Annotated in this window: 25 protein-coding genes and 1 pseudogene; 15 read left to right on the forward strand and 11 right to left on the reverse strand. The window is 73.0% G+C overall.

Translation table 11 applies throughout. The features are described from left to right. Positions 1-217: 217 nt before the first annotated feature. Entirely contained in the window at positions 218-535 is a 318-nt protein-coding gene (locus tag LTT61_RS14810; RefSeq protein ID WP_233021020.1) for a chorismate mutase, read from the forward strand. Between the two features lie 185 nt (positions 536-720). Here the strand turns inward: LTT61_RS14810 and LTT61_RS14815 are convergent, their stop codons facing one another. Both LTT61_RS14815 and LTT61_RS14820 read right to left on the reverse strand, forming a co-directional pair. Next, positions 721-2,181, reverse strand: a complete 1,461-nt coding sequence (locus LTT61_RS14815; protein ID WP_233020538.1) for an NAD-dependent succinate-semialdehyde dehydrogenase — start codon at positions 2,179-2,181, stop codon at positions 721-723. Between the two features lie 62 nt (positions 2,182-2,243). After that, positions 2,244-3,443, reverse strand: coding sequence for an NAD(P)/FAD-dependent oxidoreductase (locus LTT61_RS14820; RefSeq protein WP_233020539.1), 1,200 nt, complete (start codon positions 3,441-3,443; stop codon positions 2,244-2,246). Positions 3,444-3,520: 77 nt separating this feature from the next. On the opposite strand from LTT61_RS14820, the gene pgi reads away from it, so the two are divergent. Further along, on the forward strand, positions 3,521-5,161 hold the full coding sequence (pgi, locus tag LTT61_RS14825) for a glucose-6-phosphate isomerase (protein ID WP_233020540.1): 1,641 nt from the start codon (positions 3,521-3,523) through the stop codon (positions 5,159-5,161). Here the strand turns inward: pgi and LTT61_RS14830 are convergent. The 4 genes from LTT61_RS14830 to LTT61_RS14845 all read right to left on the reverse strand — a co-directional run bounded on the left by LTT61_RS14830 (position 5,130) and on the right by LTT61_RS14845 (position 8,647). Next, a complete protein-coding gene (locus LTT61_RS14830; RefSeq protein ID WP_233020541.1) occupies positions 5,130-5,639 on the reverse strand; it encodes a potassium channel family protein in 510 nt (169 codons plus the stop codon). The two genes, pgi and LTT61_RS14830, sit on opposite strands and share 32 nt — an antisense overlap. 7 nt (positions 5,640-5,646) lie before the next feature. After that, on the reverse strand, positions 5,647-6,336 hold the full coding sequence (locus LTT61_RS14835) for a nucleoside triphosphate hydrolase (protein WP_233020542.1): 690 nt from the start codon (positions 6,334-6,336) through the stop codon (positions 5,647-5,649). Between the two features lie 77 nt (positions 6,337-6,413). Further along, a complete protein-coding gene (locus LTT61_RS14840) occupies positions 6,414-8,036 on the reverse strand; it encodes an acyl-CoA dehydrogenase family protein (protein WP_233020543.1) in 1,623 nt (540 codons plus the stop codon). Positions 8,037-8,047: 11 nt separating this feature from the next. Next, entirely contained in the window at positions 8,048-8,647 is a 600-nt protein-coding gene (locus LTT61_RS14845; RefSeq protein WP_233020544.1) for a TetR/AcrR family transcriptional regulator, read from the reverse strand. A gap of 61 nt (positions 8,648-8,708) precedes the next feature. Here LTT61_RS14845 and LTT61_RS14850 point away from each other — a divergent pair, with 61 nt between their 5' ends. After that, positions 8,709-9,470 (forward strand): crotonase/enoyl-CoA hydratase family protein, encoded by a 762-nt coding sequence (locus LTT61_RS14850; protein ID WP_420094815.1) that lies wholly within the window; start codon positions 8,709-8,711, stop codon positions 9,468-9,470. After that, on the forward strand, positions 9,467-10,951 hold the full coding sequence (locus tag LTT61_RS14855; RefSeq protein WP_233020546.1) for a hypothetical protein: 1,485 nt from the start codon (positions 9,467-9,469) through the stop codon (positions 10,949-10,951). Before LTT61_RS14850 ends, LTT61_RS14855 begins: the two co-directional genes overlap by 4 nt. Here the strand turns inward: LTT61_RS14855 and LTT61_RS14860 are convergent. Further along, on the reverse strand, positions 10,938-11,609 hold the full coding sequence (locus LTT61_RS14860) for a pyridoxamine 5'-phosphate oxidase family protein (RefSeq protein ID WP_233020547.1): 672 nt from the start codon (positions 11,607-11,609) through the stop codon (positions 10,938-10,940). The two genes, LTT61_RS14855 and LTT61_RS14860, sit on opposite strands and share 14 nt — an antisense overlap. A 133-nt stretch (positions 11,610-11,742) precedes the next feature. On the opposite strand from LTT61_RS14860, the gene LTT61_RS14865 reads away from it, so the two are divergent. The 4 genes from LTT61_RS14865 to LTT61_RS14880 all read left to right on the forward strand — a co-directional run bounded on the left by LTT61_RS14865 (position 11,743) and on the right by LTT61_RS14880 (position 16,411). Beyond that, the gene (locus tag LTT61_RS14865) at positions 11,743-13,113 is read left to right on the forward strand and encodes a PLP-dependent aminotransferase family protein (protein ID WP_233020548.1); all 1,371 of its coding nucleotides are present in this window, start codon (positions 11,743-11,745) and stop codon (positions 13,111-13,113) included. Between the two features lie 10 nt (positions 13,114-13,123). Continuing rightward, positions 13,124-13,369, forward strand: coding sequence for a DUF2630 family protein (locus tag LTT61_RS14870; protein ID WP_233020549.1), 246 nt, complete (start codon positions 13,124-13,126; stop codon positions 13,367-13,369). Positions 13,370-13,371: 2 nt separating this feature from the next. Continuing rightward, positions 13,372-14,811: a dihydrolipoyl dehydrogenase family protein gene (locus LTT61_RS14875; RefSeq protein ID WP_233020550.1), complete on the forward strand. Its 1,440-nt coding sequence runs from the start codon at positions 13,372-13,374 to the stop codon at positions 14,809-14,811. A gap of 88 nt (positions 14,812-14,899) precedes the next feature. Beyond that, complete coding sequence (locus tag LTT61_RS14880) at positions 14,900-16,411, forward strand: carboxylesterase/lipase family protein (RefSeq protein ID WP_233020551.1); 1,512 nt, start codon at positions 14,900-14,902, stop codon at positions 16,409-16,411. Here the strand turns inward: LTT61_RS14880 and LTT61_RS14885 are convergent. The 4 genes and pseudogenes from LTT61_RS14885 to cobF all read right to left on the reverse strand — a co-directional run. Next, positions 16,404-17,270, reverse strand: a complete 867-nt coding sequence (locus tag LTT61_RS14885) for an Fpg/Nei family DNA glycosylase (RefSeq protein ID WP_233020552.1) — start codon at positions 17,268-17,270, stop codon at positions 16,404-16,406. The genes LTT61_RS14880 and LTT61_RS14885 overlap by 8 nt on opposite strands. Positions 17,271-17,432: 162 nt before the next feature. After that, a complete protein-coding gene (locus tag LTT61_RS14890) occupies positions 17,433-18,002 on the reverse strand; it encodes a hypothetical protein (RefSeq protein WP_233020553.1) in 570 nt (189 codons plus the stop codon). A gap of 126 nt (positions 18,003-18,128) precedes the next feature. Next, complete coding sequence (locus tag LTT61_RS14895; RefSeq protein ID WP_233021021.1) at positions 18,129-18,557, reverse strand: VOC family protein; 429 nt, start codon at positions 18,555-18,557, stop codon at positions 18,129-18,131. Continuing rightward, a pseudogene (gene cobF / locus LTT61_RS14900) lies at positions 18,534-19,262 on the reverse strand (precorrin-6A synthase (deacetylating)); the annotation flags it as partial. The pseudogene cobF and the gene LTT61_RS14895, both read right to left, overlap by 24 nt. 22 nt (positions 19,263-19,284) lie before the next feature. Between cobF and LTT61_RS14905 the strand changes: the two are divergent. The 7 genes from LTT61_RS14905 to LTT61_RS14935 all read left to right on the forward strand — a co-directional run bounded on the left by LTT61_RS14905 (position 19,285) and on the right by LTT61_RS14935 (position 24,749). After that, the gene (locus LTT61_RS14905) at positions 19,285-20,091 is read left to right on the forward strand and encodes a thymidylate synthase (protein WP_233020554.1); all 807 of its coding nucleotides are present in this window, start codon (positions 19,285-19,287) and stop codon (positions 20,089-20,091) included. Continuing rightward, the gene (locus LTT61_RS14910) at positions 20,088-20,585 is read left to right on the forward strand and encodes a dihydrofolate reductase (RefSeq protein WP_233020555.1); all 498 of its coding nucleotides are present in this window, start codon (positions 20,088-20,090) and stop codon (positions 20,583-20,585) included. The genes LTT61_RS14905 and LTT61_RS14910 overlap by 4 nt, the downstream gene beginning before the upstream one ends. A 70-nt stretch (positions 20,586-20,655) precedes the next feature. After that, positions 20,656-20,985, forward strand: a complete 330-nt coding sequence (locus LTT61_RS14915; protein ID WP_233020556.1) for a cupin domain-containing protein — start codon at positions 20,656-20,658, stop codon at positions 20,983-20,985. A 26-nt stretch (positions 20,986-21,011) separates the two neighbouring features. After that, positions 21,012-22,034, forward strand: coding sequence for a Dyp-type peroxidase (locus LTT61_RS14920; RefSeq protein ID WP_233020557.1), 1,023 nt, complete (start codon positions 21,012-21,014; stop codon positions 22,032-22,034). Beyond that, a complete protein-coding gene (locus LTT61_RS14925) occupies positions 22,031-22,831 on the forward strand; it encodes a family 1 encapsulin nanocompartment shell protein (protein ID WP_233020558.1) in 801 nt (266 codons plus the stop codon). Before LTT61_RS14920 ends, LTT61_RS14925 begins: the two co-directional genes overlap by 4 nt. A gap of 11 nt (positions 22,832-22,842) precedes the next feature. Then, the gene (locus LTT61_RS14930) at positions 22,843-23,376 is read left to right on the forward strand and encodes a hypothetical protein (protein ID WP_233020559.1); all 534 of its coding nucleotides are present in this window, start codon (positions 22,843-22,845) and stop codon (positions 23,374-23,376) included. Positions 23,377-23,420: 44 nt separating this feature from the next. Next, entirely contained in the window at positions 23,421-24,749 is a 1,329-nt protein-coding gene (locus tag LTT61_RS14935) for a TerD family protein (protein ID WP_233021022.1), read from the forward strand. Positions 24,750-24,755: the final 6 nt, after the last annotated feature.

A 24,755-nucleotide genomic window follows, 5' to 3' on the forward strand; every position in this document is an offset into this window, starting at 1 on the left:
GGAGACGGTGTGGCAGACTGGGCGCGTGATCAGCGACCCGACCCGCAGCCCGGAGTTCCGGTTGTCCGCAGGCCACCCTTTCCGCGGATCCTGATCCACGTGTGACCATGCGGGGGGAGAATACAAGGTCCACCAGGTCTGTTTCAGAGTGAAAGAACTGATCGGTAACGACGAGGGGATGACGACCGATCCACGTTCTGACACGAGGAGATGAATGATGAGCACCCCTGCCACCACCGCCGGGTCGAATTCCGCGCCGTCCCCCGGGTCGGACGCGGCGCTCCCGCAGAGCGAGGCCGAGATCGAGACGCTCCGCAAGGAGATCGATCGGCTCGACGCGGAAATCCTCGCCGCCATCAAACGGCGCAGCGAGATCTCCCGGGTGATCGGCCGGACCCGGATGGCCTCCGGCGGCCCGCGCCTGGTGCACAGCCGGGAGATGAAGGTGCTCGAGCGCTTCAGCGAGCTCGGCCAGGAGGGGCACACCCTCGCCATGCTGCTGCTCCGCCTCGGCCGCGGGCGCCTCGGACACTGAGCTCGGCACGCCCGGCCGCCGGAGCAAGTTACCCGCGCCGTCAACCGGCTGTCCCCCGCACCGGCCCAGCCACCGAGCACCACCGCCCCCGGCGCTGAACCCGGCCGCAGCCGCGGCTCCCACCCCTCCTCGTGAAAGCCGCCCCGGATCTTCGGATCCGGGGCGGCTTTCACATATTTCTCGGCTCAGGTGAGCGCGATGTACTTCGTCGAGAGGTACTCCTCGATGCCCTCACTGCCGCCCTCGCGCCCGAACCCGGAGGACTTGACCCCGCCGAACGGCGCCGCGGTATCGGAGATCACGCCGCGGTTCACCCCGACCATGCCGCTCTCCAGCCCCTCCGCGATCCGCAGCGCGCGCTCCAGATCCCGGGTGTAGATGTAGGCGACCAGCCCGAATTCGGTGTCGTTGGCGGCGGCCAGCCCCTCCTCCTCGGTCTCGAAGGTGACCACCGGCGCCACCGGCCCGAAGACCTCCTCGCGCAGGATGCGGGCGTCCGGGGGCAGCTCGGCGAGCACCGTCGCAGGGTAGTACCAGCCGGTGCCATCCGGCCGCTCACCGCCGATCCTGACCTTCGCGCCCTTCGCGACGGCGTCCTCGACCAGCTCCGACACCGTGTTCAGCTGGTCCTCGCTGACCAGCGGGCCGAGCGTGGTCTCCGGGTCGGTGCCAGGCCCGAGGACGACCGACTCCATCGCCTTCGCGAACTTGGCGGTGAACTCCTCGGCCACCCCGGCCTGCACGTGGAAGCGGTTGGCCGCGGTGCACGCCTCGCCGCCGTTGCGCAGCTTGGCCAGCATGGCGCCCTGCACCGCGGCGTCGATGTCGGCGTCGTCGAAGACCACGAACGGGGCGTTGCCGCCCAGCTCCATGGAGGTGCGCAGGAGCAGCGGCGCGGCCTGCTCGACCAGCTTGCGCCCCACCTCGGTGGAGCCGGTGAAGGTCAGCTTGCGCAGCCGGGAATCCTCCAGCAGCGGCTTGGTGACGGCGGCCGAGCGGCTGGACGGGATCACCGAGAGCACGCCGTCCGGCAGCCCCGCCTCACTGCACAGCTTCGCCAGCAGCAGCATGGTGAGCGGGGTCGCCGAGGCGGGCTTGACCAGCATGGTGCAGCCGGCCGCGAGCGCGGGGCCGATCTTGCGGGTGCCCATGGCGAGCGGGAAGTTCCACGGGGTGATCGCCAGACACGGCCCCACCGGCTGCTTGTGCACGATGATCCGGCCGGTGCCGAGCGGTGAGTGCTGGTAGCGGCCGTGCACCCGGACCGCCTCCTCGGCGAACCAGCGGAAGAACTCGGCGCCGTAGCGCACCTCGTTGCGGCTCTCCGGCAGCGCCTTGCCCATCTCCAGCGTCATGAGCAGCGCGAACTCCTCGCTGCGCGCGGTGATCGCCTCGAAGACGGCGCGCAGGATCTCGCCGCGCTCGCGGGACGGGGTCGCGGCCCACTCGGCCTGCACGGCGACGGCGGCGTCCAGCGCCTCGACCGCGTCGCGCGGGCCCGCGTCGGCGATCTCCAGCAGGGTCTCACCGGTCGCCGGGTTGTGCACGGCGAAGGTGCCGCCCTCGACCGGGTCGGCCGGGCCGCCGATCCACAGCGAGGTCGGGACGGACTGCAGAACTTCGAGTGCTTCCTTTTCCAGGGCCATACCGCCAGCCTAATGACCTCGTGTGTGGTTGCGGGGAGGCTTGTTCGGCCGGGAAACGGGTGTCAGAGCCGGCCGCGCAGCAGCAGGTTCCAGTAGACGCGCGGCAGGGCGTAGCGGTCGAAGGCCCAGGCGCTGCGGCGCGGCCGGAGCGGGTCGAGGAACGAGGGCAGTGCCGAGGAGATGGCGCCGCTCCGGTCGAACTCGGCGGCGATGAGCCGGTGCGCGTCGGTGGCGATCGGGGCCACGGTGTACCCGTCGTATTCGCGCAGTGGCTCCCCGGCGCGGGCGGCGATGATGTTGTCGGCGAGCACCGCGATCTGGCGGCGCAGGGCACCGCCGGAGGGATCGGTGGCGACCGCGGCGGCGTCGCCCGCCGACCAGATGTCGTCGAAGGTGCGGTGCCGCAGCGAGCCGGGATCGATGTCGGCGAGGCCGTGCGGTGCGGCGGCGAGCCCGGAGGTCTCCAGCCAGCGCGGGCCGCGGAACGGGGGGACCAGGTGCAGGAGGTCGTAGGGCAGCCGATGTTCGCTCCCCTCCGCACTGACGGTGATCGCCCGGTCACCGGGGTGCAGGGCGACGACGGTGGTGTCGTGCCACACCCGCACGTTCAGGGCGGCCAGCCGGAACAGCAGCGCGTCGTCGAGTCTCGGCACGCCGATCAGGTCCGGGCGGTCGACGACCAGCGCGAGGTCGATGGTGTCCAGGATTCCGCGGCGCCGCCAGTGGGCAGCGGCGAGGAACAGCGGCTTGATCGTCGTTCCGGTGCAGCTCACCGGTGCTCTCGGCACCGTGAAGACGACCCGGCTCCCCGGTTCGACGGTGCGCACGAGTTCCCAGGTCCGCGCGGCCCGGTCGAGATAGTTGCTGGTCACGCCCGGTGCGTCGAGCGCCGCGTCGAGGCCGGGCAGCGCGTCGGTGTCGGGGACCAGCCCGGGAACGACGACGAGATCGCGATAGCCGAGGACCGCACCGGACTCGCAGCGCACCCGGTGCGCCGACGGCTCGACCGCGACCACCGCGTCGCGGATCCAGCTCGCTCCGGCCGGCGTGACCGAACGCTGGGTCCGCTCCGCCTGCGTCAGGGTCGCCTGCCCGCCGCCGACGTAGGACAGCAGCGGCCGGTAGGTGTGCACCGCGTTCGGCTCGATGACGGCGACATCCTCGATCCCCAGCCGGATCAGCCGGGCGGCCGCGCTGATGCCCGCGTTGCCGCCGCCGATGATCACCACGTCGAAGTGCCGTTCGGATCTGGTCGCCGTCATCGCCCGGAGCTACCCCCGTTCCCCGGCGTCGAAACGAGCCGTGTGGCCGCGGCCCGCCCGCTGTAATGTCGGTGGGCGTGAGCAGCGACATCACCGCGTCGGCGGCCTGGCGGAAACTGCACGATCACCACGAGGGCGTCAGGGGGACCCACCTGCGCGAATTCTTCGCCGAGGATCCGGAGCGCGGGCGCGAGCTCGTCGTCGAGGTCGGCGACCTGCGCATCGACTACAGCAAGCACCGCGTCACCCGCGAAACCCTCGCGCTGCTCGCCGAACTGGCGCGCGAGGCGGATGTCGCCGGGCACCGGGACGCCATGTTCCGCGGCGACCACATCAACACCAGCGAGGACCGCGCGGTCGGGCACATCGCCCTGCGCGCGCCCGCGGACGAGCCGCTGACCATCGACGGCGCCGACGCCACCGCCGAGGTGCACGACGTGCTGCGCCGGATGGGCGAGTTCACCGACGCGGTGCGCTCCGGGGAGTGGCGCGGCGCCACCGGCGAGCGCATCCACACCGTCGTGAACATCGGCATCGGCGGCTCCGACCTCGGCCCGGTCATGGTGCACCGGGCGCTGCGGCACTACGCCGACGCCGTGATCGCCGCCCGCTTCGTCTCCAACGTGGACCCGGCCGACCTCGTCGCCAAGCTCAGCGGGCTGAACCCGGCGAACACGCTCTTCGTCATCGCCTCCAAGACCTTCACCACCCTGGAGACGCTGACCAACGCCACCGCGGCCAGGCGCTGGCTCACCGACGCGCTCGGCGAGGATGCGGTGGCCAAGCACTTCGTCGCGGTCTCCACCAATGCCGAGCGGGTGGCCGAGTTCGGCATCGACACCGCGACCATGTTCGGCTTCTGGGACTGGGTGGGCGGGCGCTACTCGCTGGATTCCGCCATCGGGCTCTCGGTCATGGCTGCCGTCGGCAGGGAGCGGTTCGCCGAGCTCCTCGCCGGGATGCACGCCGTCGACCGGCACTTCGCCACCGCGCCGCTGGAGCAGAACGCACCGGTGCTGCTGGGGCTGCTCGGCGTCTGGTATTCGAACTTCTTCGGCGCGGAATCGCGCGCGGTGCTGCCGTACTCGAACGACCTCGACCGATTCCCGGCCTACCTGCAGCAGCTCGCCATGGAGTCGAACGGCAAGTCGGTGCGCGCCGACGGCACCCCCGTGCGCACCTCCACCGGCGAGATCTACTGGGGCGAGCCGGGCACCAACGGCCAGCACGCCTTCTACCAGCTGCTGCACCAGGGCACCCGGCTGGTGCCCGCCGACTTCATCGGCTTCGCCACCCCCAACGACGACCTGCCGACCCGGGACGGCACCGGCAGCATGCACGACCTGCTCATGAGCAACCTCTTCGCGCAGACCAAGGTGCTCGCCTTCGGCAAGACCGCCGAGGAGATCGCCGCCGAGGGCACTCCCCCGGAGCTGGTGCCGCACAAGGTCATGCCGGGCAACCGGCCGACCACCACGATCCTGGCGCCCGAGCTCACCCCCTCGGTGGTGGGCCAGCTGATCGCGCTCTACGAGCACATCGTGTTCGTGGAGGGCGTGATCTGGGGCATCGACAGCTTCGACCAGTGGGGCGTCGAGCTCGGCAAGCAGCAGGCGCTCGCGCTGGAGCCGCTGCTCACCGCCGCCGAGGAGCCCGAGCCGCAGGACGACTCCTCCACCGACGCCCTCATTCGCTGGTACCGCGCATCCCGCGGGTGATCGCCCCGGTGGCGACGGCGAGCAGGATGCCGACCACCACCAGGTCGAACACGATCTGCAGCATGGTGACGACGCGCGCCGTCTGCCCGACGGCGTGCACGTCGCCGAAGCCGACGGTGCCCAGCGTGACGATGGTGTAGTACAGCGCGTCGGTGCGCGTCACCAGCCCGTCGAACTGGCCGGGGTCGTTCTTCGCCAGCAGGTAGTAGGTGAGCGCGAAGAAGACGACGGTCACCGTGAGCAGCAGCAGAATGCCGTCCACCTGCCTGCCCGCCCGCTGCGGGGCCGCGGTCAGCCGGCGGATGTGCCGGTCGGTCACCTGGGCCAGCCCGGCCAGGCCCACGAGGAATACGAGCACGCCGATGATGCGGCCCTCGAGGTTCAGGTTCAGCGGGATGCCGTAGTAGACGAGCAGGGCGCAGAGGATGGCGATGCCGTTGCGGAGCAGGCGGGTGCGGTGCGAGTCGGGCGGGGGCATCGGTTCATCATGGGGCTGCGCCGGGGGCGGGGGCGGGATCCACGCCGGTCTCGCCCGGCGGGAGCAGGATCAGGTCGGCATGCCGCCGGGTCCCGGCGATCAGCTCCGCATTGCGCAGATCGCTCCCGTACACCTTGCGGTGCGCGGCCGCCTCGTCCCGGCCGCCCGCCCGGTGCCTGGCGAGGAGCCGCTCGGCGAGGAGGTCGCGGGGGGCATCGAGGTACCAGACCTCGTCCAGGAGTGGGCGGACCTCCGGCCAGGTCAACAGGTAGTTGCCCTCGACCAGGGCGATGCGCTGGGTCGTGAAGGTGACACCCGCCGGTGTCGGCTCGTCCCGAGCGCGGTCGAACGTCGGCCAGGGGACTCGGGGCTCGCTGCGCAGTGCGCGGAGGTTCGCGACGAACCCCTCGAGGTCGAAGGTGTCCGGCTCGCCCTTCCGCTCCCGGGCGCCGCGCTCGTCGAGGACGGCGTTCGGCAGGTGGTAGCCGTCCATCGGGGCGATCTCCGCGTCCGGCGCGAGGGCGGTGCGCAGCGCCTCGGCCAGGGTGGATTTGCCGGTGCCGGGCGGGCCGGTGATGCCGAGCAGGAAGCGGCGGTCACCGATCCCGGCGCGGGCCCGCACGCGCCGCGCAAGCTCCCCGGGCACCGGATCCCGGATGGTCGACGCTTCGCGCGCGCTTCCCCGGGGCCCGGTCATAGGAGGATGTATACACCCGGCGCGGTATGCGGAGCTGCGGCAGGCGATCGGTGGGGTCGCGGGCGCAATGCTCGGAATCAGCTCACGAACGCCCGCTCGATGATCGACTGCGTGTCGACGCCGACCGGGAGGGTGCCGAAGGCGATGCCCCAATCGTCGCCGAGCCGGGTGGCGCAGAAGGCGTCGGCGACGGCGGAGTGGCCGTGCCGGACCAGCTGGGCGCCCTGCAGGACCAGGGCCATGAGTTCGATGACGCGGCGGGCGCGGTACTCGATGTCGGAGAAATCCGAGAGCTCCTTGCCGACGCGGTCGATGGCGTCGTCCAGCCGCGGGTCGGCGCCGCGGGCGAGCGAGACCTCGGCGAAGTACGCCTCGACCGACTCCGGCTGGCGGGCCATGGCGCGCAGCGCGTCGAGCGCGGCGACATTGCCCGACCCCTCCCAGATGGACATGAGCGGCGCCTCGCGGTAGAGCCGCGGCATCCCGGACTCCTCCGCGTACCCGTTGCCGCCCAGGCACTCCAGCGCCTCGGCGGCGTGCGCGGGGGCGCGCTTGCAGACCCAGTACTTGGTGATGGCGAGCGCGATCCGGCGCAGCGCGGCCTCGGCGGGGTCGGCGCCGGCCCGGTCGGTGGCGCCCGCCAGCCGCAGCATCACGGTGGTCGCGGCGTCCGACTCGATCACCAGGTCGGCGAGGACGTTGCGCATGGCGGGGTGGTCGATCAGCGGCTTGCCGAAGGTCTGCCTGTGCCTGGCGTGGTGCACGGCATGCACGGCGCCGACGCGCATGCCGGTGGCCGAGCCGATCACGCAGTCCAGCCTGGTCATATTGACCATCTCGATGATGGTCTTCACCCCGGCGCCCTCGGCGCCGACCAGCCAGCCGGTGGCGTTCTCGTACTCGATCTCCGACGACGCGTTCGACTTGTTGCCGAGCTTGTCCTTGAGCCGCTGGATCCGGATCGGGTTGCGGGTGCCGTCCGGCAGCACCCGGGGCAGCAGGAAGCAGGAGAGCCCGCCTGGCGCCTGGGCCAGGGTGAGGAACATGTCCGACATGGGCGCGGAGGTGAACCACTTGTGCCCGACGATCCGGTACCCGCCGTCCGGCCGCGGGGTGGCGGTGGTGGTGTTGGCGCGGACGTCCGAGCCGCCCTGCTTCTCGGTCATGGACATGCCCGCGATCAGCCCGGTCTTGCCGGACGGCTCGCGCAGCCCGAAGTCGTAGCTGCGCGAGCCGAGCAGCGGCTCGAAGCGGGCGGCGAGCTCGGGGTTGTGCCGGAGCGCGGGAATCACGGCGTAGGTCATGGAGATCGGGCACATGTGGCCCGCGTCGGCGACGCCCCAGGTGTAGAACTTGGCGGCCCGCGCGACGTGCGTGCCCGGCCGGTCGTCCAGCCAGGGCGAGCCGTGCAGGCCGTGCTCGACGGCGACCGCCATGAGCTGGTGCCAGGCCGGGTGGAACTCGACCTCGTCGATCCGGTTGCCGTAGCGGTCGTGCGTGCGCAGCACCGGCGGGTAGTCGTTCGCCAGCCGGCCCCACTCCTGCGCCTCGGCGCCGCCTGCGCGCAGCCCGAGCGCGCGGACCTCGGGCTCGGCCCAGCCGCCGCCCTCGCGGTGCAGCCCCTCGAGCAGGGCCGGGTTGCGGGACATGTCGAACGGGACGAGGTCGGGCACCTGGTTGAAGACGTCGTGGGTGTGCATAGTCGCTCCTCTCAGCGGAGGCCGAGCGCGCGCAGCGCGAAGGCCACCAGGTCGTCGATGACGGCGGCGTCGGCGGGTTCGGCGGCGAGCGGGCCGACCAGCACCTCGCCGATCGCGCCGACCAGCGCCGCCGCGGTCACCGCTGGGCGCTGCGGCGGCAGCTCGCCGCGGGCGATGCCCGCGGCGACCGCGCCCTCGAAGGTTTCGGCGAAGGCGCGCCGGAAGTGCAGCCGCTCGGCGTCGACGGCGGCGTCCACCGGCTCGGCGAGCAGCACGTAGGCCAGCTTGGGGTTGCGCAGGGCGCGGCCGGCGAAGGTGTGGACGGCCGCCGAGACCCGGTCCGCCGCCGAGAGCCCTTCGGCGTTGGCGGCCGAGCGCACCGCGGCCACCTCGTGCGTGACCACCTCGAGGAAGACGGCGCGCACCAGCTCGGCCTTGCCCGCGTAGTGCTTGTAGACGGTGCCGGTGGCGATCTCGGCCTCGGCGGCCACCGCGGCCATCGAGAACCCGGCGAAGCCGTCGCGGGCGAGCACCCGACCGGCGGCCTGGGTGATCAGCCCGGCCTTGGCATCGAGCCGAGCCTGCACGGCGGGGGTTCTGCGGTACGCCACCCAAGAAGTGAATCATCAGTTCACTTCTTGGTGCAAGGGGTAGGGTCGAGCCGTGAATGCTGTGCGGGTAGAACGCTCCGGCCCCGTGACCACGGTGATCCTGGATCGCCCCGAGGCGCGCAACGCGGTGGACGGCCCCACCGCCGCCGCGCTCAGCGCCGCCTTCCGCGCCTTCGACGCGGATCCGGAGGCGGCCGTCGCGGTGCTCTGGGGCGCGGGCGGCACCTTCTGCGCGGGCGCCGACCTGAAGGGGCTCGGCACCGAGCGCTCGAACGTCGTCGCCGAGGACGGCGACGGCCCGATGGGGCCGACCCGGCTGGTGCTGAGCAAGCCGGTGATCGCCGCCGTCGCGGGGTACGCGGTGGCGGGCGGGCTGGAGCTGGCGCTCTGGTGCGATCTGCGAATCGCGGAGGAGGACAGTACTTTCGGGGTGTTCTGCCGACGCTGGGGGGTACCGCTCATCGACGGCGGAACGGTGCGGCTGCCGCGGATCGTCGGGCAGGGGCGGGCCATGGAGCTGATCCTCACCGGGCGGGCGGTGGACGCCGCCGAGGCGCTCGCCATCGGCCTGGCGAACCGGGTGGTACCGGCCGGGCAGGCGCGGGTCGCCGCCGAGCAGCTCGCGCTGGAGCTGGCCGGGCTGCCGCAGCCGTGCCTGCGCTCGGACCGCATGTCGGTGCTGGAGCAGGAGGGGCTGGACGAACCCGCCGCGCTGCGCGCCGAGTACCAGCACGGGTTGCGGGCGCTGGCGGGCGGCGCGCTGCAGGGGGCGCGGCGGTTCGCCTCCGGGGCGGGCAGGCACGGGGAGACCGCCTCGTCGTGACGGCACGGCTGAGCGTCGTCGACGAGATCTTTCTGCGGACCCATCGCGGGCTGGGGACGCCGATCGTCCTGCAGGGGGTGTGGCGGACCGCGGAGCGGGTGCCCGTCGGGGTGCTGTGGGCGCTGCGGGAGGGGTTGCGGACCGGGGAGCTCGGGCGCCGGGTCCGGGCACCGGGGGTGCCGGGGGCCCGGCGTGCGTGGGTGCGCAATGTGCGCGGGCTGCCGCTCGTGCTGTACGGGGTGATTCCGGTTGCGGGGCTGCTGGATTGGGCCGATGCGCGGGGTGCGGAGCTGGACCCGTCGCGCGGGCCGGGGTGGCGGCTGGCGTACGCGCCGCTCGCCGATGGCGGGGCGGTGGTTTCGCTGACGTGCTCGCACGTGCTGGCCGATGGGCGGGCGCTGGTGCTGGCGGCGGATCGCGCGCTGCGCGGGGTCGCGGGTGAGGTGGCGGCTCTTCCGCTCGACCCACGGGCCGACTGGGCGGATGCTCGGCGGCAGTGGGGTGTGGTGCTCGGCGGCACCGCGCGGGCCTGGTGGAACAGGGTGCGAACCGAAATAGCCCGGGATGCGGGGCCGGCCGTCGAGGCGAGCGGCTCCGCGCACCGGGCGAACGACCCCGCTCCGCCCGCCGTCGACGCGCGACCACGCTCCGCGGAGGCAGTGGCGCGGCAGCCCATCGCCGTACTTCCGCGCACCGCGGGCCTGGTGCCGCTACCGACCGCCGACGACCTCCCGCGGGAGCCGGGCGCGGCAGCACGGCGACCTGCCGAGACCCTCGCCCGGAACGCGCTCCCGGCGGACCGCCGCGCACCGCGGCTCCGCACCTCGCCGGCGGGCACCGGCAACGCCACCGTCACCCTGGTAGCCCAATCCCCCTCACAGACCTGGGATTCCATCGCCACGAACTCCGGCGGCACCCCGAACAGCCTGTTCGTCGCGGTGATCGCGCACACCCTCTGGGAACTCGGCTACCAGCCCGACGAACTCACCGCGAGCCTCCCGGTCGACACCCGCGCCGAGCCGCGGGTCGACAACGACCTCGCCGTGACCGCCGTCCGGATATCCCGCTCCGACACGCCGAAGGAGCTGCGCGAGAAGGCCCGCGCCGCCTACGAGTACCGGATGACCAGCCCGGCCGGGATCCCGGAGGAGATCCTCCAGGTGATCCCGGACCGCCTGGCGCACACCCTCGCCGCGGGCGCGGGCGAACGCGACATCCTCTGCTCGAACATCGGCCCGCTCCCCGACTCCATCGGCGCGCTCGGCCCGAGCCGCTGCACCGGCATGGCCGCCCGCGCCATCCACCCCGGCCTGCGCCGGGACCGCCTGCCGCGCACCCGCCTCGCCGGCTACCTCTGCCACCTCGGCGGCGAATACACCCTGGCCCTGGTGAGCCTGGAACCCGAGCGCAGCCGCGCCGAGCTGAGCGCCGCCCTGCTGCGCGCCGCCGAACCCTTCGGGCTGCCGCTCACACCGTGGTGACGGCCACCCGGCCGAGCACCGAATCCGGCACCGGCACCCCGGGTTCCAGATCGGCCGAGGAGATCGGCGGGTCGAAGACCTGACGCAGGGGAAGGACCCCGGCCCAGACCCCGCCCGCCGCGATGTCGTCGGCGTCGTCCACCGGGCCGCCGGTGCGCACCTTGACCGACGCCTCGGTGAGGTCCAGCGCGAGCACCAGCGTCGCCGCCAGCTCCTTGGCGTCGGGCGGGCGCACCCGCTCCCAGGAGCCGGGGGCGGCGTGCTCGACGATCACGCGCAGCGCGTGCAGCCGCTGCTCGGGGTCGGTGAGCCGCTCCGGCCTGCCGTGGATCACGGCGGAGCGGAAGTTCATCGAGAAGTGCATGGCCGAGCGGGCGTAGACGATGCCGTCCACCTGGGTGACGCTCACGCAGACGTCGCCGGTGAGCGCGGCCCGCATGTTGCCCGCACCGGTTGAGCCGTGCAGGTAGAGGGTGTCGCCGTCGCGGCCGTAGACGGTCGGCACCACCAGCGGGACGCCGGCGAGGACGACGCCGAGGTGGCAGAGCGCGCCCGCGTCGAGCAGGGCGTCGAGTTCGGCGCGGTCGGTGCGGCCGCGTTCCCGGCTGCGGGTGAGCCGGGTGCGTGGGGTCGGGGCGAGCGGGGCGCGTTCGGTCATGGTTTCAGCGTGCGCGAGCGAGTGGCATTATCGAAGGGCCAATCCCCGGGCAGTTCGGAAGACCACTTCGCGGTCCGCACGGACTCCGGCCGCAGCGCGACCTCGACTCGGGACGACCGAAGGGCCGCACCGGATGACCACCCCCGCCGACGATCTACCCCTCACACTCGATCGGGCGAGCACGGTACCGCTCGCCGTGCAGGTCGCCGACGGCCTGCGGAGTGCGGCGGGCTCCGGTGTCCTGCGCCGCGGCGACCGGCTCCCCTCGTCCCGCGCACTCGCGACCCGGCTCGGGGTGAGCCGCACGGTGGTCGCCGCCGCGTACGACCGCCTGCACGCCGAAGGCTGGCTCGGCGGACGGCAGGGCTCGGGCACCTACCTGCTCGCCGCCCCCGCCGCGGCGCCCGCGACCCCGGCGCCACTGCCGTCCGAGACCGAGCCCGGCGGGCTGATCGACCTCGCCCCCGGCGCACCGTGCGCGGCCGTCATCGACCGCGCTGCCTGGCGCCGGGCCTGGCGCGCCGCCGCCGACCGGCCGCCTGCCACCAGGCGCGACCGCGCCGGCGAACCCGCCTACCGCAGCGCCGTCGCCGAGCATCTGCTGCGCCACCGCGGCCTGGCCGCCGGCCCCGAGGTCGCCGTGCTGGCGACCACCGGCACCGGCGCCGCCGTCTCGGAGATCGCCGCCGCCGCGCTGCCTGCGGGCGCGACGGTGGCCGTCGAGGACCCCGGCTACCAGCGCGCGGTCGGCGGCCTCCGTGCGGCCGGGCTGCGGGTGCTCCCGGTGCCGGTGGACGAGGGCGGGCTGCGCGTCGACCTGATCCCGGAGGGCGTAGCGGCGGTCTACTGCACCCCCGCGCACCAGTTCCCGCTCGGCAGCCGGATGAGCGCCGAGCGCCGGGTGCGCCTGGTCGACCTGGCCCGCGCGCGGCGGCTGCTGGTGCTGGAGGACGACTACGACGGCGAACTCCGCTACGACACCGCCCCGCTGCCGCTGCTCGCCGCGCTGGCCCCGGACGTGGTGGTGCACCTCGGCACCACGAGCAAGATCCTCTCCCCCACGCTCGGCGCCGGCTGGCTGGTCGCCGCCCCGGAAGTAGCCGCCGCGGTGCTCGCCCACCGCGACCGCACCGGCACCGCGCCCTCGCCCGCGGGCCAGCTGGTCCTCGCCGAACTCGCCGCGCACGGCGACCTCGCCGGCCACCTGCGCAAGCTGCGCCGGGTCATGCCCACCCGCAGGGCACTGCTGCTGTCCCACCTGACCGGGCTGGAAGTGCTCGGCGACGACGCGGGCTCGCACGTCGTCGTCCCGCTCCCCGACGCCGCCGCCGAACAGGCCGCGGTGGCCGCCGCCAGGGCCCGCGGCGTGCTCTTCGACGGCCTGGCCCGGCACCACCTGGGCGCGCGACACCACTTCGGCGTCGCGCTCGGCTACTCGGCGGCGAGCGAATCCGAGCTCGCCGTCGCCGCACGGATAGCGGGCGAGTGCCTGCGACGGTCGTAGCATGGGCGGCATGAGCGAACAGGACCTCCTGGCCCGTATCCGTGAACTGGTCGACCGGGAGCACGAACTCCGGTCGCAGGCCGAGAACCGGGAGATCGACCCGGAGACCGAGCGCCGCAAGCTCGCCGAGCTCGAGGTCACCCTCGACCAGTGCTGGGACCTGCTGCGCCACCGCCGGGCCCGGCTCGACGCTGGCGAATCCCCCGACGACGCCGAGGTGAACCCGCCCGGCCAGGTCGAGAACTACCTCCAGTAACCGTGGCCGACACCACGGACGAGTTCGACGTCATCGTGCTCGGCGCGGGCCCGGCGGGCGAGAACGCCGCCGCCTACGCCATCGCGGGCAGCGACCGCACCGCCGCGCTGGTCGAGCGCGAGCTGGTCGGCGGCGAGTGCTCCTACTGGGCCTGCATTCCCAGCAAGGCGCTGCTCCGCCCCGGCCACGTGCTCGCCGCGGCGAAGGCCATGCCCGGCGTCACCGCCGACGGCCTCGACGTGGCCGCGGTGCTGGCCCGCCGCGACTCCTTCACGCACCGCGACGACACCGGCCACGACGACTGCTCCCAGGTCGACTGGGCCGAGCACAACCGGATCACGGTGCTCCGCGGGCACGGCCGGCTGGCTGGCGAACGCGCCGTCGAGGTGGGCGGCCGCACGCTGCGCGCCAGGCACGCCGTCGTCATCGCCACCGGAACCACCGCCGCCGTCCCCGACGTGCCCGGTCTGCGCGCCGCGCTGCCCTGGACCTCGCGCGACGCCACCGCCGTCACCGAGATCCCCGGCCACATCGCGATCATCGGCGGCGGCGTCGTCGCCTGCGAGGCCGCGACCTGGCTGGCCGCGCTCGGCGCGCGGGTCACGCTGCTGGTGCGCGGGCGGGCGCTGCTCGCTGGTAACGAGCCGTTCGCCGGCGAGCGGGTCGCGGCCGCGCTCACCGGCACCGGGCGGGTCGAGATCCGCTTCGGCGCGCAGCTCGAGCGGGTGCACCGGCCCGATGCCGCCGACACCGGCGAGGGCCGGATCCACGGCGGGCCGGTCACCGTCGAGCTCGGCGGTGGCGAATCCGTCGCGGCCGACGAGATCCTGGTGGCCGCGGGCCGTGCCCCGCACACCGGCGACCTCGGGCTCGCCACCGTCGGGCTGGCGCCCGGCTACGTCGCGGTCGACGACCATCTCACCGTCGACGGGGTGCCCGGCGAGTGGCTGTACGCGGTCGGCGACGTGAACCACCGGGTCGCGCTCACGCACATGGGCAAGTACCAGGCCAGGGTGGCGGGCGATGTGATCGCCGCCCGCGCGGAAGGCCGCCCGCTGGACAGCTCCCGCTACACCGCGCTGGCCGATCACGACCTCGCGCCGCAGGTGGTCTACACCGCGCCGGAGGTGGCCGCGGTCGGGCTCACCGAGGCCGCGGCCAGGGAGCGCGGGCTCACGGTCTCGGCGGTCGAGCTCGACATCGCCGTCGCCGGTTCTTCGCTGGCGAGGGACGACTACGCCGGGCACGCCAAGCTGGTGATCGACGAGACCACCGACACCCTGGTCGGCGCCACCTTCGTCGGCCCGGACGTCGGCGAGCAGCTGCACGCCGCGACGATCGCGGTGGTCGGCCGGGTGCCGCTGGCGACGCTGTGGCACGCGGTTCCGGCGTTCCCCGCGGTCAGCGAGTTCTGGCTGCGGTTGCTGGAGGCGCGGCGGTAGCGCTGGCACTCGGTGCCGACAGGGTCTCCGGTACCGCCGGTTCCGGTTACCCCTGTCGGCACGCGCTCGCGCTGGATACCATCGGGGCATGGTGGCAACGACAGACATCACGATCGCCGACGGGGTCGTCCGCGGTCGTCGCGGTCGTCGCGTACTGCGCTGGCGATCCATTCCCTACGCGGCCCCGCCCACCGGCGACCAGCGCTTCCGGGCACCGCAGCCGGTGCAGCCGTGGACCGGCGTCCGGGACGCGACCGAGTTCGGCAACGCGGCCATGCAGCACCGCGAGGGCGCGCGGATCGGCCCGCGCGGATACCAGCCGACCAGCGAGGATTCGCTGACACTCAATGTCACGGTGCCCGCGCGGGAATCCGCCTCGCCGCGGCCGGTCCTGGTCTTCATCCACGGTGGCGGGTACCTCTTCGGCACCTCGGCGCTCGGGCTCTACTCCGGCGCCAGGCTGGCCCAGCGCGGCGACGCCATCGTGGTCTCGCTGAACTACCGGCTCGGCGTCTTCGGCTACGTGGACTTCAGCGAGTACAGCAGCGAGAGCCGGGCCTACGAGAGCAACCTGGGGCTGCGCGACCAGGTCGCCGCGCTGCGCTGGGTGCGCGACAACATCGCCGCCTTCGGCGGCGACCCGGGCAATGTCACGATCTTCGGCGAGTCCGCCGGCGCGCACGCCGTGCTCGCGCTGCTCGGCACGCCCGAGGCAGGCGGCCTCTTCCACCGCGCGATCTCGCAGAGCCCGCCCGCCGACTGGGCGATGACCGCCGAGGACGCGCGCACCTTCGCCCGCCGCTGCCTGGACGAGCTGAACATCTCGCCGGAGGCGGCGAACAAGGAGCTCGGCACGGTCGACGGACACGATCTGCGCCGCGCCTTCAACAAGGTCGCGCGCCGGGTGGTGCACGAGCGCCGCGGCCTCTTCCCCACCGCGCCGGTGGTCGACGGCGACTACCTGCCGCTCCCGCCGGTCCGGGCCATCGAGGAGGGCAGGGCGCACCGGGTGCCGCTGATCATCGGCACCAACCGGGACGAGGGCACGCTCTTCGCCAAGTTCGCCGACGAGCTGCCGACCACCCCCGACCGGCTGCGCTCCGCGCTGGAGTCGGTCGGCGCCGACCAGGAGCGGATCGCCGCCGCCTACCCCGGCTTCGCGGAGAACCCCCGGGTCGCGGTCCGGGCGGGCGGCGACTACGTCTTCTGGCGGCCGTCGCTGCGAGTCATGGCCGGGCACAGCAAGTACGCCCCGACCTACGCCTACCGCTACGACTTCGCGCCGCGCGCCCTGCACCTGGCCGGGCTCGGCGCGACCCACGCCTCCGACCTGATCCCGGTCTTCGGCGGCGGCGACGGCCCGCTCGGCCGCGCCATCACCGCGGCGGGCGGCGGCAGCGGGCTGCGCGCCGTCACCAGGCAGTTCCAGGAGAACTGGGTGGAGTTCGCGCGCACCGGCTCGCCGCTGCCCTCCTGGCCGCGCTACACCGAGGAGCGGCGCAGCACCCTGATCATCGACGACCCGACCCGGGTGGAACACGACCCGGAGCCGACGAAGCGGCTGGCCTGGCAGGGCGTCGGGGTGCCGAGCCTCACTTGAGCAACCGGGACATCCGGCGGTCGGCGAGGATCCGGCCGCCGGTCTGGCAGGTGGGGCAGTACTGGAACGAGCGGTCCACGTAGGACACCTCGCGCACGGTGTCGCCGCAGACCGGGCACGGCTCGCCGGTGCGGGCGTGCACCCGCATGCCCGAGCGCTTCTCGCCCTTGAGCCGGGCGGCGTCCTGCCCGACCGAGCGCCGCACCGCGTCGGTGAGCACCGCGCGCATGGCCGCGTACAGCTCGCCTGTTTTCGCGTCCGGCAGCGTCTTGGTATTGGCGAACGGCGAGACCTTGGCGGTGTGCAGGATCTCGTCGGAGTAGGCATTGCCGATGCCCGCCAGCAGCGTCTGGTCGACGATGGCGGTCTTGATCCGCTGCGAGGTGCCGTGCAGGATCGCGCCGAACTCGGCCTCGGTGAGCGCGAGCGCGTCCGGCCCGAGCCGGGCGATGCCGGGCACCAGCTGCGGATCGTCCACCACGTACACCGCCAGCCGCTTCTTGGTTCCCGCCTCGGTGAGGTCGAAGGCCGGCGTCGCCCCCTCCGGGGTGAAGAAGTGCACCCGCAGCGCCAGCGGCCCCTTCCCCGGCTTCGGCGGTGTCGGGCTCGGCTCGTCGATCCAGCGCAGCCAGCCGCCCCTGGACAGATGCGTGAGCAGCCACAACCCGCCGCAATCCAGCCCGAGGAACTTCCCGAACCGCCCGGCCCCGGTCACATCCCGCCCGGAGAGCGCCGTGATCGGCGGCTCGAAGGTCTTCACCGCGCTCAGCGCCGCCACGTCGATCCGCCCGACCACCGCACCGGTCGCATGCTCCCGCAGGAACTGCGCCAGCGCCTCGATCTCCGGTAGTTCGGGCACATCGTCAGGCTACCGGCGTGCCCCGACAGGTGCGGGGATGGCGAGGCGGGGAGTTGCACCCCGGCGACCCGAAGTGGAGACTAGTTGTCGATGCCGTATCCCCTGGGGTGCGGAAGTGAGGCCGGGCCCCCTGATGGAATCAGGCGCCCGGCCTTCGCGCTGTCAGGGGTCGACCTCGACGATGTCGACGACCGCGCTCAGCGCCTCCCAGTACTCATGCCCGCCATCGAGCCACCAGGTCAGCGCGCCCGCGACGACATCGGCCGCCCACAGCGCCGGGTCGTCCGATGCCTTCGTCCAGCCGACGGTGACCTCTCGGCGAAACCCCGGTTGCTTGCGCAGGGTCACCAGCAGCGCGCGGTCGCGCGCGTCCTGCTCGGCACGGCGGGATTCGAAACAGATCGCGTCGACGCCGCGCGCGGAAAGCACGCGCAGCAACACCTTCAGGCAGAGCCTCCGAGCACGCTCCGGCCCGACCGCGGGATCATGCAGGTAGACCGTGACCACCCCGGACATCGGCAGCGCGGCAACGGCCTTGGCGATGTGCTCGAGCCGCTCGGCGCGCTCGTCGCGCCAGTGCACGCGCGGTGTCCTGCCGTACCGCAGGGCGAGCATGGTCTCCCGCACCTCGTCCAGCGAAGGCTCGGGCACGATGACCGCGGCAAGGGTGTAGACGCACGCGCCCTCGCGCGATCGGCGCCGGGCGGACTCGTCGACGAAAGCGAACAGCATCGGGAACGGACCCTCCGGAGCGGTGGCTGGTGCACGTCGGCGCCACCGTCCTGCGCGAATCCCCCGGTCCGGCCCCCCGTGCGGTATGGCACACCGTACAAGCAGGCGGCGACCGCCACCAATCCGTCAGCTCGGCACCGTCAGCTGCCAGACGTGGCCGTCGGGGTCGGCGAAGGTGGCGGTGAAGCCCCAGGGCTGGGCGGCGGGTTCGGTGATGACGGTGGCGCCTGCCGCGCGGGCCCGGTCGAGGGTGGCTACGACCTCGGCTTCGGTGGGGAGGGTGAGGGCGAGGAGGCATTCGCTGGTGCCCGGGTCGGCGGTCGCGCGGTCGCCGAGTACCCAGCCGAAGCCGCCGGTGGGGATGAGCACGAGGGTGGTGCGGGCGTCGAGGCGGTACCGCAGCGGCTCGGGGACGCCGTCGTCGGCGAGTTCACCGAAGGGTTCGAGGGCGAGCGCGGCCCGGTGGAAGGCGACGGCGCGGCGGCGGTCCGCGGTGGGGAGCGCGATCACCAGCGGGGGGAGCTGGGTGTCGCGGCGGAGCAGGTAGATGTCCATGATCCAGCCCTTGGCGGCGCGCAGCTCGGCGCGGCGGGCCACGATGCGCGGGCCGGCCTGGGCGAGCGGCCCCTCGATCAGCTCCTCGTCCGGCATGCCGAGGTAGGCGCCCCACCAGATGTGCACGCCCTCCGGCGCGAGGGTGCTCCACGCGCAGTCGCCGTCCAGCATGACCAGGGTCGGATCGTTGCCGAGGCCCTCGGCGCGCAGCCTGCGGCCGGTGGTGATGTGCACCGGCTCGCCGATGCCGTGCAGCACCGTGCGGTGCGCCGCCGCCAGCGCCTGCGCGCTGGTGACGCCGGGGATCACGGTGTACTCGAAATCCTGGGTGCCGCGGATGGTCTCGATCAGCCGCAGCGTGCTGTCGTAGAGCGCGGGGTCGCCCCAGACCAGGATGCCGCCGACCCCCTCGGCGGCCGCGAACTCGGCGGCGAGCAGCTCGGCGCGGCGGCGGTGCCAGTCCTCGACCGCGCCGCGGTAGTCGCCGGGGTTCCGGTCGCGCGGTGGGTCCTGCACCTCGACCACCCGGTGGCCCGGCTTGGCATGGGTGGCCAGGATGGTGGCGCGCAGGTCGAGCAGTTCCCGCTTGTCCTCGCCCTTGCCGATGACGAAGAAGGTGTCGACCCGGCCGATCGCCGCGACGGCCTGCAGGGTCACCTGGTCCGGGTGGCCGGCGCCGATTCCGATCACGTGGAGCGTCCGCATGCGCCGAGACTAGAGTCGACGTGTGACGACTGCGCCGGACACCCAGTACGAGGACCTGCTCCGCCTGGTCCTGAGCACCGGAACCGCCAAGGGCGATCGCACCGGCACCGGCACCCGCAGCGTCTTCGGCCACCAGCTGCGCTACGACCTGAGCGCTGGGTTCCCGCTGGTCACGACGAAGCGCGTACACCTCAAGTCGGTGGTCTACGAACTGCTCTGGTTCCTCCGCGGCGACTCCAACGCGCGCTGGCTGCAGGAGCGCGGGGTGAAGATCTGGGACGCCTGGGCCGGCCCGGACGGCGAGCTCGGCCCGGTCTACGGCGTGCAGTGGCGCTCCTGGCCGACCCCGGACGGCAGCCACATCGATCAGATCGCGGGCGTGCTGCGGACCCTGCGCACCGACCCCGATTCCCGGCGCATGCTGGTCTCCGCCTGGAACGTCGCCGAGCTGGACAAGATGGCGCTCGCACCGTGCCATGCGCTGTTCCAGTTCTACGTCGCGGACGGGAGGCTCTCCTGCCAGCTGTACCAGCGCAGCGCCGATCTCTTCCTCGGCGTCCCGTTCAATATCGCGTCGTACGCGCTGCTCACGCACATGGTGGCGCAGCAGGCCGGGCTCGGCCTCGGCGAGTTCGTCTGGACCGGCGGCGACTGCCACATCTACGACAACCACGTCGCGCAGGTCACCGAGCAGCTCGGCCGCGACCCCTACCCCTTCCCCGAGCTGCGGCTGCGCAGGGCCGATTCGCTGTTCTCCTACGACTACGAAGACGTCGAGATCCTCGGCTACCGGCACCACCCGACCATCAAGGCGCCGGTGGCGGTGTGACCGCGAGGACCGTCGGGCTGATCTGGGCGCAGACCCCGGCCGGGGTGATCGGCAGGGACAACGGCATTCCGTGGCGGGTGCCGGAGGACGTCGCGCATTTCAAGGCGACCACCGCCGACCACCCGGTGATCATGGGCCGCCGCACCTGGGATTCGCTGCCCGCGCGGTTCCGCCCGCTGCCCGGCCGCCGCAACATCGTCGTCACCAGGCAGCCGGAGTGGCGCGCCGACGGCGCCGAGCCCGCCCCCTCGATCCCGGCCGCGCTGGCACTGGCAGGCACCGGCACGGTCTGGGTGATCGGCGGCGCCGAGATCTACCGGGACGCGCTCGCCGCCGCCACCGACCTCGCCGTCACCGAGGTCGATCTGGAGGTGGCGGGCGACAGCTTCGCCCCCGCCCTCGGCGCCGAATGGTCCGCCGACGACGTGCCGTGGGAGCTGTCCGGCACCGGCATCCGCTACCGCATTCGCCGGTATCGGCGCGCGGACGGCTGAACCCGGCATATGGCCGCCGGGGGTCGGGCATACTCCAGAACATCAGCACCGGTCGGCGCGAAAGGTTGTCATGGACAAGAAATCGCTCACTGCGGTGGCCCGGCAGCAGCTGAAGCTCGCGGCGACCGCGACCAGCGGCCGGAGCTCGCAGACCCTGTTCGGGGGGCACGCGAATGCCCTGCGGCAGACCGTGGTCGCGCTCACCGCGGGGCAGAGCCTCGGCGAGCACGACAATGCCGGCGAGTCGACGCTGCTGGTCATCAGCGGCACGCTCATCCTGATCAGCGGCAGCACCGAGTGGAAGGGGTCGGCGGGCGATCTGCTGGTCATCCCCAAGGCGCGGCACAGCGTCAAGGCTGTGGATGATGTGGCGTTTCTGCTGACCGTCGCGAAGTCCTGAGCGCGCCGACGCTCTAGGCTGGCGGCATGGGTGAGCCACAGCCGATCCTCGAACCGCTCACACCGGCCGCCATCTTCCTCGTCGCGACGATTGCCGAGGGCGGCGAGCCGGTGGTCCGTGACCTGCTCGCCGACCTGCCCGGGCTCCGCCGCTCGGTCGGCTTCCGGCTGCCCGGTGCCGGGCTGACCTGCGTCGCCTCCATCGGGTCGGCGGCGTGGGACCGGCTCTTCGCGGGCCCGCGCCCAGCCGAGCTGCACGAGTTCCGAACCTTTCGGGGCGCGGTGCACAGCGCCCCCGCGACCCCGGGCGACCTGCTGTTCCACATCAAGGCCGAGGTGCACGACGCCTGCTTCGAGCTGGCCATGGTGATCGGCGACCGGCTCGGTGACGCGGTGCGGATCGTGGACGAGACGGTCGGCTTCCGCTACTTCGAGCAGCGCGACCTGCTCGGCTTCGTCGACGGCACGGAGAACCCGGAGGGCGCCACCCCGCAGTCGGACGCCGGCCGCACCGCGCTGATCGGCGACGAGGACCCGGAGTTCGCCGGTGGCAGCTACGTCATCGTGCAGAAGTACGTGCACCCGATGGACAAGTGGCGGGCGCTGCCGGTGCCGGAGCAGGAGAAGGTGATCGGCCGCACCAAGCTGGACGACTTCGAGATGGCCGACGAGGTGAAGCCGCCGGATTCGCACGTCGCGGTGAACACGATCATCGACGAAGACGGCACCGAGCGGCAGATCCTGCGCGCCAACATGCCGTTCGGCAGCGTCAAGGACGGCGAGTTCGGCACCTACTTCGTCGGCTACGCGGCCACGCCGAGCGTCACCGAGCGGATGCTGGAGCGCATGTTCACCGGCACCTCGGACGCCGCCTACGACCGCATCCTGGATTTCTCCGTCGCGGTCACCGGCACGCTGTTCTTCACGCCGCCGAACGACTTCTTCGACGACCTGCCCGATCCGCCGGAGCGGCCCGCGGCACCCGCCGCCGCCCGACCGGCCGACGGCTCGCTGGGAATCGGCACGCTGAAAAGGAGCACCAACCGATGAACAACCTGCACCGCGAACTCGCGCCGATCACACCCGAGGCCTGGGCGCAGATCGAGGAGGAGGCCACCCGCACCTTCAAGCGGCACATCGCCGGGCGCCGCGTGGTCGACGTCTCCGGGCCGTTCGGGGTGGACTACAACGCCGTCGGGCTCGGCCGCACCAGCCCGATCGCCGCGCCGGACGAGGGCGTCGAGGCGCGGCAGCGGGTGGTGGCGCCGCTGGTGGAGCTGCGGGTGCCGTTCATGCTCTCCCGCGAGGAGCTCGACAATGTCGAGCGCGGTTCGCAGGACACCGATCTGGACCCGGTCAAGGACGCCGCGCGCAAGATCGCGTTCGCCGAGGACCGCGCGGTCTTCGAGGGGTACCCGGCCGCGGGCATCAAGGGCATCAGGGCCAGCGCCTCGAACCGGCCGATCGCGTTGCCCACCGACATCAGGCTGGTGCCGGAGGCGGTCGCGCAGGCGCTCTCCGCGCTGCGGCTGGCCGGCGTGGACGGGCCGTACTCGGTGCTGCTCAGCGCCGAGCTCTACACCGAGGTCTCGGAGACCTCGGACCACGGCCACCCGATCCGCACGCACATCGAGCGGCTGCTGCCGGAGGGCGAGATCATCTGGGCCCCCGCCATCGACGGCGCCATCGTGCTGACCGGCCGCGGCGGCGACTTCGACCTGCGCGTCGGGCAGGATCTCTCGATCGGCTACCTGACCCACGACGCCGAGTCGGTGCGGTTGTACTTCCAGCAGAGCATCCAGTTCCTGGTGTACACCTCCGAAGCCGCGGTCTGCCTCTCCGCGTGATGGACGACGCGGTGACGACGGAGCACCCGGCCCCGGTGCGGGCCGGGGTGGTCCCCGGTTCCCGGATCGCGCTGTACGCCGCGGCGGCGGTGCTGGTGACGGCGCTGCCCTGCGCCGCGGTGGTCGCGCTCTTCGGGGTGAACCGGGTGGTCACCGGCGTGCTGCTCGGCGGGGTGCTCGGGGTCGCGGTGCTGGTCGCGCTGTTCCGGCGCGATGCCGTGGTGCTCACCGCGCGCGGGATCGAGCGGCGCACCCCGTGGTCGGCGCAGCCGCTGGCCTGGGAGCAGGTGGTCGGCGGGCGGTTCGCCCTCGACGAGAAGGCGCGCTGGGCGCTGGCGCTCGACCTCACCGGCGACGCCGAGCTGGTGCTGCTCTCCGTCCCGCCGGTGGTCCGGCCGGTGAGCAACGCCTACGAGATGCGCAAACGCGAGCAGGTGCTGCAGGTGCGGCAGCTGCTGCGGGAGAAGCGGATCCCGATCACCGTGCTGCCGGAGATCGCAACCGCATTACAACGGCACTGGCGCCTGGCACCGCCCGCCCGCTGACCGGTATACCTGGTGCGGGGCGAGACGCGGAGGCTGAAGTGTCGATGAAGAAGGGCGCCAATGTCGCGGTGCCGACCTCCGTGCTGCGGATCGAGGTCTCGGCGGCGCCGGACGTCGCCGCGCTGTTGCTGACCGGGGGGCGGGTGCGCAGCGATGCCGACTTCGTGTTCTTCAACCAGCCGGCGCACCCGTCCGGGGCGGTGCACTACGAGCGGGCGCACATGCTGGTCGCGGATCTCTCCCGGATCGAGGAGGCGGTCGACTCCGTCGTGATCGCCGTCGCCGGTGACGAGCCGCTCGGCGCGCTCACCGCGCGGGTGCTCGATTCGACCACCGGGGCCGAGGTCGCGGCCTTCGAGTGCCGAGGCGAGGGGGAGAACGCGCTGGTCGTCGGGGAGTTGTACCGGCGCGGCGGCGGGTGGAAGTTCCGGGCGGTCGGGCAGGGTTACACCTCCGGGTTGGCGGGGCTGGTCGTGGCGCACGGGGTGTCGGTGGACGAGGACGCACCGGAGGTCGAAGCCGGAGCCGGGCTTTCCGGGGTGCGGCAGGCAGCTGTGGAGCAGCGCCCCGCGCCCGCTCAGCAGTACCCCGTCACGGGTGATCCGGCGTCCGCACAGCAATTTTCGGTTCCGGCGCGAACCGCGCCGACACTGCCCAACCCGGCCCCGGCCCGCGGCGCACCGCACCCGACACTGGTCAACCCGAATTCGCGGGCACCGGTCGGCCCGCGCGCGCACGCGCCCTACTCGCCCCCGCCGGTCACGGTGACCGAGGAACTGCCGACCCTGTCGCTGACCAGCGTCGGCGCCACCTCGGGGCTGCTCAGGATCAACCTGAGCTGGTCGATCCCGACCATCCGCGGCATCGCGGGCCGCGGCGCCCCCGACCGCCCCCTCGACCTGGACCTGTGCTGCCTGTGGGAGCTGAACGACGGCAGCAAGGGGATCGTGCACGCGCTCGGCGAGTTCGGCAGCCTCTCCGGCCCCCCGTTCCTGAAACTCGACACCGACGACCGCACCGGCCGCCCGGACGGCGAGAACCTGCTCATCGACCTCGACCACACCCGCGACTTCCGCCGCATCCTCGTCTTCGCCTCGGTCTACGAGGGCGCCGACGACTTCCGCGGCGTCACCGCCACCGCCACCCTGCACCCGGTGTACGGCGCGCCCATCGAGCTGAGCGTCACGGGCTGCACCGACAACTCGCGCAAGGTCGCCCTCGCCATGCTGGAGAACGTCGCAGGCGACCTGGTGCTGCGCCGCGAGGGCCGCTTCATCCCCCCGCCGACCCGCCCGCCCTTCTTCCTGAACATGGCGGTGGACGAGGCGTACGCGTGGGGTTTGGCCTGGGTGAGCGCACCGGCCAAGGAGTAGGGTGGC

Source organism: Nocardia asteroides (assembly GCF_021183625.1).
Taxonomy (GTDB): Bacteria; Actinomycetota; Actinomycetes; order Mycobacteriales; family Mycobacteriaceae; genus Nocardia; species Nocardia asteroides_A.

Bases quoted from the DNA above. Each gene is read 5' to 3' on its own strand.
- LTT61_RS14810 (WP_233021020.1), top strand. From the start codon at position 218: ATGAGCACCCCTGCCACCACCGCCGGGTCGAATTCCGCGCCGTCCCCC.
- LTT61_RS14815 (WP_233020538.1), bottom strand. From the start codon at position 2,181: ATGGCCCTGGAAAAGGAAGCACTCGAAGTTCTGCAGTCCGTCCCGACC.
- LTT61_RS14820 (WP_233020539.1), bottom strand. From the start codon at position 3,443: ATGACGGCGACCAGATCCGAACGGCACTTCGACGTGGTGATCATCGGC.
- LTT61_RS14830 (WP_233020541.1), bottom strand. From the start codon at position 5,639: ATGCCCCCGCCCGACTCGCACCGCACCCGCCTGCTCCGCAACGGCATC.
- LTT61_RS14835 (WP_233020542.1), bottom strand. From the start codon at position 6,336: ATGACCGGGCCCCGGGGAAGCGCGCGCGAAGCGTCGACCATCCGGGAT.
- LTT61_RS14840 (WP_233020543.1), bottom strand. From the start codon at position 8,036: ATGCACACCCACGACGTCTTCAACCAGGTGCCCGACCTCGTCCCGTTC.
- LTT61_RS14860 (WP_233020547.1), bottom strand. From the start codon at position 11,609: ATGACCGAACGCGCCCCGCTCGCCCCGACCCCACGCACCCGGCTCACC.
- LTT61_RS14865 (WP_233020548.1), top strand. From the start codon at position 11,743: ATGACCACCCCCGCCGACGATCTACCCCTCACACTCGATCGGGCGAGC.
- LTT61_RS14870 (WP_233020549.1), top strand. From the start codon at position 13,124: ATGAGCGAACAGGACCTCCTGGCCCGTATCCGTGAACTGGTCGACCGG.
- LTT61_RS14880 (WP_233020551.1), top strand. From the start codon at position 14,900: ATGGTGGCAACGACAGACATCACGATCGCCGACGGGGTCGTCCGCGGT.
- LTT61_RS14890 (WP_233020553.1), bottom strand. From the start codon at position 18,002: ATGCTGTTCGCTTTCGTCGACGAGTCCGCCCGGCGCCGATCGCGCGAG.
- LTT61_RS14895 (WP_233021021.1), bottom strand. From the start codon at position 18,557: ATGGACATCTACCTGCTCCGCCGCGACACCCAGCTCCCCCCGCTGGTG.
- LTT61_RS14915 (WP_233020556.1), top strand. From the start codon at position 20,656: ATGGACAAGAAATCGCTCACTGCGGTGGCCCGGCAGCAGCTGAAGCTC.
- LTT61_RS14920 (WP_233020557.1), top strand. From the start codon at position 21,012: ATGGGTGAGCCACAGCCGATCCTCGAACCGCTCACACCGGCCGCCATC.
- LTT61_RS14925 (WP_233020558.1), top strand. From the start codon at position 22,031: ATGAACAACCTGCACCGCGAACTCGCGCCGATCACACCCGAGGCCTGG.
- LTT61_RS14935 (WP_233021022.1), top strand. From the start codon at position 23,421: ATGAAGAAGGGCGCCAATGTCGCGGTGCCGACCTCCGTGCTGCGGATC.